Raw genomic sequence first — 7,313 nt, 5'->3', positions numbered from 1 at the left:
AGCACGGCGTTACCGTGCACTGCCTGCACTTGGGCCTGCCCGACGTCTGCATCGAGCAGGGCTCGCATGCCGAGCAGCTCGCCGTCTGCGGGCTCGACGCCGCCGGCATCGAGCAGGCGGTGCGCGCGGAGATGGCGGCGCTGGACGTGGAGCCCGACCGGCTGCGTCGGCCGGAGATGCAGGTCGTTTAGTCGCGAGGCGCGGGACGCGTGCAAGCCTTGAGCGTTTCACGGCGCTGCACTAAGTAGCCAGGCCGTGCGCACGGGCCTGGGGAGCGTTCGTGTGGGAGCGGCACTCTCGGTGCCGCGACCAGCGCAGCCGGCGGCGCGCTCAGGGTGCCCTGGCGCCGGCGGCTTGGCGTCCGCGCAGGATGAGATCCAGCACGTGAGCCAGCCCTCCGAGCGCCAGCAGCAGGCCGATCCACCCCCACCAGGCGTGAGTCAGTGCGGCGCGGACTGCGAGCATGAGCAGGGCGCCGGAGAGGATGGTCGGCCAGACCGCGCGCAGTCCGGGACCGCGGCCGAAGCGGCGGCGGAGCCAGTGGAGTAACAGCGCCTCGATGCCGACCAGCAGGAGGATGAGGTCGATCATCATGCCGGAGCGGAAGGCGGCGGCAAAAGCCGCGCCCAGAACGACTGTCGGGTGTTCCATGGGTTCAGTGACAGCGCCGCTGGCTCTTGTCCGGACGTCGAGCTTGCTCTCTCTAGCGAGGTGTCACGTCAGACCGACGCGGTATGATCATCGCTATCGACGGCTGAGCGCCGGTCGTTGTCGTTTGGCAGGAGGTTCGGTCTGCGGTGCCCTGCGGCGTTACTGGATCTGGCGTCATTGGGAGCGACGTCGCATGCGATAGGGCAGCATGCGCTGCACGATGGGTGAGCGGAAGCGATCCAGCGACAGACTCTCATGCATCGCAGTCAATGGCCGCCCGAGGAGGTGGGTCTCGATCACCGAGCGGGAGTAGAAGGGCGTGTCCTCCAGGGTCTTGGTGACCCGTGGCGGATGCGCGGCGTCCGCCTGGCTGCCTCGCGGTACCTTCCAGATGGGCGTGCGCGGCAGCCTATGATCCGGCGGCGGCTCGAACTCGTCTACGCCTGTGTCGGAGAAGCGTAGTGCGAGGGATTTATGGCCGTCTTGGCGCCGCTCCATGTTGTAGAGGATGGCGCTCTCGTGCCCCGCCGTGTCGGGGATTTCGGCGCGCGACCAATCCCAGCAGACGAAGCCGTCCTCGATGGGCTCGTCACCCCAGTTGCGGTCGAAGTAGGCATGGCCGGACCAGCGCAGCTCCGGTCGTTGCAGGTCGACGTCGATCCTGGCGCTGGGCGCCACGGGACGCCACCGGTGGCGGCCCGGCTCGTCCAGCGTGAATACCCGATTGTTGATGAAGTGTGGCCATACGCGCACGCGGCCGCGGACACGCTGCGGGATGGGTGCGCCCAACTCGTCGATGTCCACGGTGAGGCTGTCGTCGTCCCAGCGCAGGCGGCTGGGTCCGATGGCGAGCGTTCCGGACGACTGATCCAGCGAGCCTGTGCGGCGCTCGGTCATGGTCCAGCGGCGCTTTGGGCCGTACAGGCAGACATTGAGCGAGCAGTATTCCCGCGGGTCGTCACGGCCGCGGCGACGCCCCTTGAAGTAGTAGGGCGAGAAGACGCTGCCGATGAACGCGATGAGGGTCAGGCCGTACTCGCCATCGTCGCTTAGGCCATCCACGTACCACCACGCGTAGCCGCCCGGCAGGACTTGCAGGTCAAGCTCGGTAGGATCATAGGACACTTGTGTGGAGCCTCGGGCGGCCCCCAGGCGGAGCCGGGGTGGACGGAGTTGATGCCGAAGCGGACGGCCCTCAGCGCCGGCGGATGCGGTATCTGATCAGCAGGTAAAGCTCGGTGACGGAGAACCAGAGCATGCCGCTGAAGATCATGAAGTAGGGTATGTACCGCAACTGCTTTGGCACCTCGCCGCCGCCGAAAACGCCGAACTTCAGGATCACGCCGACCACCATGCCACCCCAGAACAAAAGGCCGGCGATGGGAATGCGGCGCCCTTGGAACGTAAAGGGTTCGGCGCTGCGCTCCGTTGGCAGCGGCTCGGGGTCCGTGCGCGGCTCTGTGGCCCTAACGTTTGCCACCGCGCTCTCCGCGCCGGCCGCGGCCACTGCTGCCGCCACCGGATAGCCGCACTTGGGGCAGGCAGGCGCGGCGTCCGAGACCTGGGCGCCGCATTCTGGACAGGTGATGAGGGGCATTTCGTCAACTCCAGTCGATACGCTGGTTCGCGGGCACGCCTGGGGTTGGGTGGCGCGCCTCTTTGCGGGGTTGATCCGTTAGTCAAACAGGATCTGGTCGCGCTGGCATTGGCGCATGTCATGGTCGAAGCATCTGACAAGACATGCCTTGGCGGATATCGTGCGATGAGGGGAGCACGGTGTTCTTGTCGGCTGCTGCATGTTGGTCTGCAAGGCCTCGGGGCACGGTCAGTGGGGGCCGCGCTTGCCAAGGTCCTCCAGCACCGCGTTGGCCGCCTGTCGCCCCGACAGCGCGGCCATAGGCACGCCAGCACCCGGGTGGGTGCTGCCGCCGGCGAGGTAAAGACCAGGCACCTTGCTGCGCGCGCCGGGCCGACTGAAGGACGCTTGCCAGCCGTGGGATGCACGGCCATAGAGCGCGCCGCCGGTCGCCGGGAACAGCCGATCGAACTGGCGCGGTGACGTCGCCACCGGCGCATCGGAGCCAGACTGGAGTGTGAGACCGCAGCGCTCGAGCAGCGCGAGCACGGCGGCATAAGAGCGCGCGATTTCCTCAGGGCCGAATTCGTGGCGGTCGCCGATGGGCGGTGCGTTCACCAGCAGCAGCAGGCGGTCCTGCTCGACACGGGCGGCCGCCGCAGCATGATCCGTGCCGCGATCCTGCGCGCAAATGTAGACCGTCGGTCCTTGCGGCAGGCGGCTGTGCTTGAAGATGTCGTCGAATTCCGCCGGGTAGCGGTCGGAAAAGAACACCGAATGGCGCACCAGCGGAAAGCCCGACGTGTGCGCGACCATGTTCCAGGTGAGCGCGGACATGGACCGATGCGCCCGCGCCGTGGGCTGGACGGCATGGGCCACGTCCTTGCCGAACAAACCGCTGCCGAGGGCGCTGACGTCGGCATTGAGCACGACGGCGTCGGCGTCGATGCGCGAGCCGTCGCCGAGCCGGACGCCGACGGTGCATCCGCGCGTGGTCAGGATCTCGGTTACCTCGGCACCGTAGCGAATGGTTGCGCCGAGTCGTTCCGCAAGCCGGGCCAGCGTCACGGCGAGCCGGTGCATGCCGCCTTCCACCAGCCAAACGCCCTCTTGCTCCACGTGCGCAATGAGCATCAAGGTCGCCGGCGCCAGGAAAGGTGACGAGCCGGCATAGGTGGCGTAACGGCCGAACAACTGCTGCAAACGCGGGTCACGGAAGTGCTTGCCCAGCGCCTGCCAAAGGCTCGCATAGGGATTCAGCCGCAGCCAGCCGCCCAGGTTGCCCTCGCGCCCGACGCGACCGGTGAGCCCAAGCAGATTCGTCTTGCTGTTGCGGATGAAGGAGTCCTTGAGGGTGCGATGAATGTCGCGCGCTTCGGCCATGAATGCCAGGAAGCGCTTGCCCTCGCCGCGGCCGCTGAAGGCGTCGATAGCTGCGGCGGATTGCTCCATGTCCGCGAACAGGTCGAGATAGCCGCTGTCGTCCCAGGCGTGTCGTGCGAGGATCTCGGCGGCGGTGAAGTCGAGCTCGGCCTCGAGCGAGGCGCCGGCGAGGTCGAACAGTTCATCAAAAACCCAGCGCATGGTGAGAACGGTTGGACCCGCATCGATGCGGGTGTCGCCGATGGCGACCTCGCGCATCTTGCCGCCGGGCGTGGCACCGCGTTCCAGCAGGGTCACGTCGCAGCCGCGCGCAGCCAGCGCCACGGCCGCCGCTACCCCGCCGATGCCCGCCCCAATGACCGTGACTCTATTGCGGTGCTGCATGCTCTCAATCGCTCGCGTTGTCGCTCCCGATAGTGCCGGGCGCGACAAGCCGCACTGCTGAATCCGCTGCTGCGCGGACCCGGCCTGGTTCGTCCGGATAGCCTGGACTTTAGTCTCAGCAGATCGCTTCTGCACTGAGCTGAAACAGGGGCAGGGGATCTGGCGGGGAGGCTGGCTGCGGGGCGGTGCGGCACCGATACCCCAAAAAGAACCGCCGACCTGCCCCCGGGCGTGCCCGAATGTGTTCGGGTCTCCGGGAGTCAGGCCGGCGTAGAGTCGGCGGACGTTGCGTCAGCGCCGATCTTTCAGGGCGTCGAGCCGGATGGCGTCAGCCCTGCGGTCGGGCGATGCAGCATGCCCAACCGTCTCTTGCTGCGATCAGCCGCCCCAGTACGCGCCGTACGGGCTGACGGTGAAGAGCAGAGCGTGGATCAGGATGCCGAGCAGGAACACGGACATCAGGATCGGGATCAGCCAAGTGGCGGGGTTCACGACCAGCCAAATCTTCCAGTCGTCTTGCGGGTTCTTCGGGCGCGGGATATCAGCCATTGGTCTTCTCTCTCGCTATCGTGGAATGTGATGAGGCTTGCTGAGCGGGCCGGCTCAGAACCAGGGCTTCCAGGCCAGGACCAGGAAGTGTGCCAGCGCGGCGATGCCGGCGAACGCGGTGTAGGTCACCTTGAACTGCTCGTGGAACTCTTTGGCTTGCTCAACGGTGAGCCCGGAGATCGAAGTGTCAGCCATTCTTCTGTACCTCGGTACGGGTTTGGTTGGCGGCGGTTAGGCCGCGGCGGTGAAAGCCAAGCCGATGCGGCATTGGCGAGAGCCGAATGCGCTGCTGATTGCTGCGCGTCGGATTATTCAGCGGGTGCTGCAGGTGCAGCAGCCTCGGCGGCGGGTGCAGCCGCAGCGTCGCCACCCCAGTAGCCGTTATAGGGGCTAACGGTGAACAGCAGCGCGTGAATGAGGATCGCCAGCACGAAGACCGAGCACAGGATCGGGATCAGCCAGGTAGCCGGGTTCACGACCAGCCAGATCCGATAGTCCTGCTCTTTCGGCTTGTAATTGAAGACGTCTTGGAACATATCGATAACCTCGTGTCAGACTCAGAACCAGGGCTTCCAGGCCAGGACCAGCAGATGGGCCAGAGCCGCGATGCCGGCGAATGCGGTGTAGGTGACCTTGAACTGCTCGTGGAATTCTTGGGCTTGATCGGCCGTCAGGCCGGACAGGCTCTTGGGTTCTGCCATCGAATTACCCTCCGTACGGGTCGTGCAATGTGCCGCGAGCCGCTCGCGGCGTGTTCATGGGGTGGTTAGACCCCTTGAATCCGGGAGCCAGTGGCACTGGTACCCAAATCCGGGTGGACCGTCGCGATCCACGACTGTCAGTGTAGCTTGACAGATATTGTTGTCAAGCGGGATGTACAGATTTTTTTGTGGTTTATCCTCCAACGCCCCTCGCGAGATCGGAAGAGGCCGCTCCGGCGCCTGTCCGAGGCGCCTGATCTCCGGTCCACGGTCCCGGGTCTCCGGTTGTCCGGGCCCGTGCTGTGCGGGCGGCGCGGGTTCTCCCCGGTCTGTGCCGTCAAGCTGGGCGCCAAGGAAAGCAGGCGGGCGCCGACCGCCGACCGCCGGCCGGTGTCGGAGGGTCGTGTTTGGATGTCAGAGAAAGTTGACGAGCCCTTGGGGTCCCACTAACGTGCGCAGGCTTGACCCCGGCCCCCAGTGCCGGCCCATAAGCGATTCATGTAAGTTGTCGTGGAGGTGAGCACCCGATGAGCGGCACGTCCCTGGAAGAACTGAAGCGCGCGTGGGTGCGCGAAGTTCTGCCGAAGATCCTTCCCTTCGCCGACGCGGCCACCAAGGAACTCCCGCTGCCTCGGCTGCTCCGACTGTCGCTGTTTCAGGCCTCGGTCGGCATGATGATGGTGCTGCTTTACGGCACCATGAACCGGGTGATGGTGGTGGAGAAGGGCGTGCCGACCTGGCTCATCTCCTTGATGGTGGCGTTGCCGGTGCTGGTGGCGCCGTTCCGCGCCCTGATCGGCTTCAAGTCCGACATCCACCGCTCGGCGTTCGGCTGGCGCCGCGTGCCCTTCATCTGGTTCGGCACCCTGATGCAGTTCGGCGGGCTGGCCATCATGCCGTTCGCGCTGATCCTGTCCGTGGAGGGTGGGCAGGTGCCCAACTTGGTCGGCTGGATTGCCGCCGGCTTGGCCTTCCTGATCGGCGGTGCCGGCATGCACACGACGCAGACCGCCGGTCTGGCGCTGGCGACGGACCTCGCGACCGAGGAGTCGCGCCCACGCGTGGTGGCCCTGCTGTTCGTTATGCTCCAGGTGAGCATGCTCCTGGCCGCACTCGCCTACGGCGTGCTGCTGACTGATTTCAACAGCATGAGTCCAGGGGCGGCCAACGGGCGCTTGATCGGCGTGTTACAGGGGGTCGCGCTGGTGACGATCGCCTTCAATATGGTGGCGCTCTGGAAGCAGGAGGCCATCAATACGGAGCGCGCCGAGCGCTCCGTCGCTGAAAAGGAGACGCACGCGCCGCAGCCGCGTTTCATCGACACCTGGCGGCAGTTCCTCAGCGGTGGTAACGCGGCGCGGCTGCTGGTCGTGCTGGGTCTCGGCACCGCCGGTTTCGCGATGCAGGAGATCCTGCTGGAGCCCTACGGCGGCCAGGTCCTGTCCCTGACCGTGTCGCAGACGACGCGCCTTACCGCGATCTGGGCCTTCGGTAGCCTGGTTGCATTCGGCCTCACCGCGCATCTGTTGTCGAAGGGGGCCGCGCCGTATCGCATCGCGCTGTACGGCGCCCTGATCGGCATCATCGCCTTCGTCGCCGTCATCGCCGCCGACCCGTTGGGCTCGCCTTTGATTTTCCGCATCGGGGCCTTGTTGATCGGCTTCGGCGGCGGTCTCTTCTCGGTAGGTACCCTGACGGCGGCAATGGACATGGCCCGCGGCGGCCAGAGCGGACTCGCGCTCGGCGCCTGGGGTGCGATCCAGGCCACCTGCTACGGCATTGCCGTCGGTCTCGGCGGTGCGCTGAGGGACGTCTTCACCGCGCTCAATCCCTTCGCCGACCTCAGTCTCGGTGCCGAATGGAGCGGCCCGGTAGTGGGCTACAGCGTCGTCTACGCCCTGGAGATCCTGCTGCTGATCGCCGCGCTCGTTGTGCTCCTGCCGCTGGCGCTGCGAGGCCGCGATGCGGACAAGGGGGAGCCTGAGCGGCGCGAGAAGTTCGGTATCGTAGAGATGCCGTAGGGCGGCGCGTTTCTCCTAATCCTGCTTTCGTTGTCGTTGGCGAGTATC

10 protein-coding genes are annotated in these 7,313 nt (G+C 66.2%); 2 read left to right on the top strand and 8 right to left on the bottom strand.

Going from position 1 to position 7,313, the window contains the following annotated elements; all coding sequences use genetic code 11:
* Window positions 1-191: hypothetical protein (locus tag LJE69_RS11460; RefSeq protein ID WP_296925063.1), on the top strand; the 191-nt coding region annotated here is incomplete at its 5' end.
* A gap of 139 nt (window positions 192-330) precedes the next feature.
* On the opposite strand, the gene LJE69_RS11455 is transcribed toward LJE69_RS11460, so the two are convergent.
* The 8 genes from LJE69_RS11455 to pufB (LJE69_RS11420) form a co-directional block, all read right to left on the bottom strand.
* A complete protein-coding gene (locus tag LJE69_RS11455) occupies window positions 331-651 on the bottom strand; it encodes a hypothetical protein (RefSeq protein WP_296925061.1) in 321 nt (106 codons plus the stop codon).
* Between the two features lie 174 nt (window positions 652-825).
* On the bottom strand, window positions 826-1,776 hold the full coding sequence (locus LJE69_RS11450; protein WP_296925059.1) for a carotenoid 1,2-hydratase: 951 nt from the start codon (window positions 1,774-1,776) through the stop codon (window positions 826-828).
* A gap of 70 nt (window positions 1,777-1,846) precedes the next feature.
* Window positions 1,847-2,248, bottom strand: coding sequence for a zinc ribbon domain-containing protein (locus LJE69_RS11445; RefSeq protein WP_296925056.1), 402 nt, complete (start codon window positions 2,246-2,248; stop codon window positions 1,847-1,849).
* Window positions 2,249-2,476: 228 nt separating this feature from the next.
* Complete coding sequence (crtD, locus tag LJE69_RS11440; protein WP_296925054.1) at window positions 2,477-3,994, bottom strand: 1-hydroxycarotenoid 3,4-desaturase CrtD; 1,518 nt, start codon at window positions 3,992-3,994, stop codon at window positions 2,477-2,479.
* Between the two features lie 378 nt (window positions 3,995-4,372).
* Entirely contained in the window at window positions 4,373-4,543 is a 171-nt protein-coding gene (pufA, locus tag LJE69_RS11435) for a light-harvesting antenna LH1, alpha subunit (RefSeq protein WP_296925052.1), read from the bottom strand.
* 54 nt (window positions 4,544-4,597) lie between these two features.
* Window positions 4,598-4,738: a light-harvesting antenna LH1, beta subunit gene (gene pufB, locus LJE69_RS11430; protein WP_296925049.1), complete on the bottom strand. Its 141-nt coding sequence runs from the start codon at window positions 4,736-4,738 to the stop codon at window positions 4,598-4,600.
* Between the two features lie 113 nt (window positions 4,739-4,851).
* The gene (gene pufA / locus LJE69_RS11425; protein WP_296925048.1) at window positions 4,852-5,079 is read right to left on the bottom strand and encodes a light-harvesting antenna LH1, alpha subunit; all 228 of its coding nucleotides are present in this window, start codon (window positions 5,077-5,079) and stop codon (window positions 4,852-4,854) included.
* Window positions 5,080-5,100: 21 nt separating this feature from the next.
* Window positions 5,101-5,244, bottom strand: coding sequence for a light-harvesting antenna LH1, beta subunit (gene pufB / locus LJE69_RS11420; RefSeq protein WP_296925046.1), 144 nt, complete (start codon window positions 5,242-5,244; stop codon window positions 5,101-5,103).
* 527 nt (window positions 5,245-5,771) lie between these two features.
* On the opposite strand from pufB (LJE69_RS11420), the gene LJE69_RS11415 reads away from it, so the two are divergent.
* Window positions 5,772-7,265 (top strand): BCD family MFS transporter, encoded by a 1,494-nt coding sequence (locus LJE69_RS11415; protein ID WP_296925043.1) that lies wholly within the window; start codon window positions 5,772-5,774, stop codon window positions 7,263-7,265.
* Window positions 7,266-7,313 lie beyond the last annotated feature (48 nt).

Origin of the sequence: Thiohalocapsa sp., from assembly GCF_022340605.1 — a bacterium.
In the GTDB taxonomy this organism is placed as follows: Bacteria; Pseudomonadota; Gammaproteobacteria; order Chromatiales; family Chromatiaceae; genus Thiohalocapsa.
This window is presented reverse-complemented; position numbering and strand designations above follow the sequence as displayed.

Coding starts and splice junctions, on each gene's coding strand:
- crtD (WP_296925054.1), bottom strand. CDS start 3,994: ATGCAGCACCGCAATAGAGTCACGGTCATTGGGGCGGGCATCGGCGGG.
- pufB (WP_296925049.1), bottom strand. CDS start 4,738: ATGGCTGACACTTCGATCTCCGGGCTCACCGTTGAGCAAGCCAAAGAG.
- pufA (WP_296925048.1), bottom strand. CDS start 5,079: ATGTTCCAAGACGTCTTCAATTACAAGCCGAAAGAGCAGGACTATCGG.
- pufA (WP_296925052.1), bottom strand. CDS start 4,543: ATGGCTGATATCCCGCGCCCGAAGAACCCGCAAGACGACTGGAAGATT.
- LJE69_RS11445 (WP_296925056.1), bottom strand. CDS start 2,248: ATGCCCCTCATCACCTGTCCAGAATGCGGCGCCCAGGTCTCGGACGCC.
- pufB (WP_296925046.1), bottom strand. CDS start 5,244: ATGGCAGAACCCAAGAGCCTGTCCGGCCTGACGGCCGATCAAGCCCAA.
- LJE69_RS11455 (WP_296925061.1), bottom strand. CDS start 651: ATGGAACACCCGACAGTCGTTCTGGGCGCGGCTTTTGCCGCCGCCTTC.
- LJE69_RS11415 (WP_296925043.1), top strand. CDS start 5,772: ATGAGCGGCACGTCCCTGGAAGAACTGAAGCGCGCGTGGGTGCGCGAA.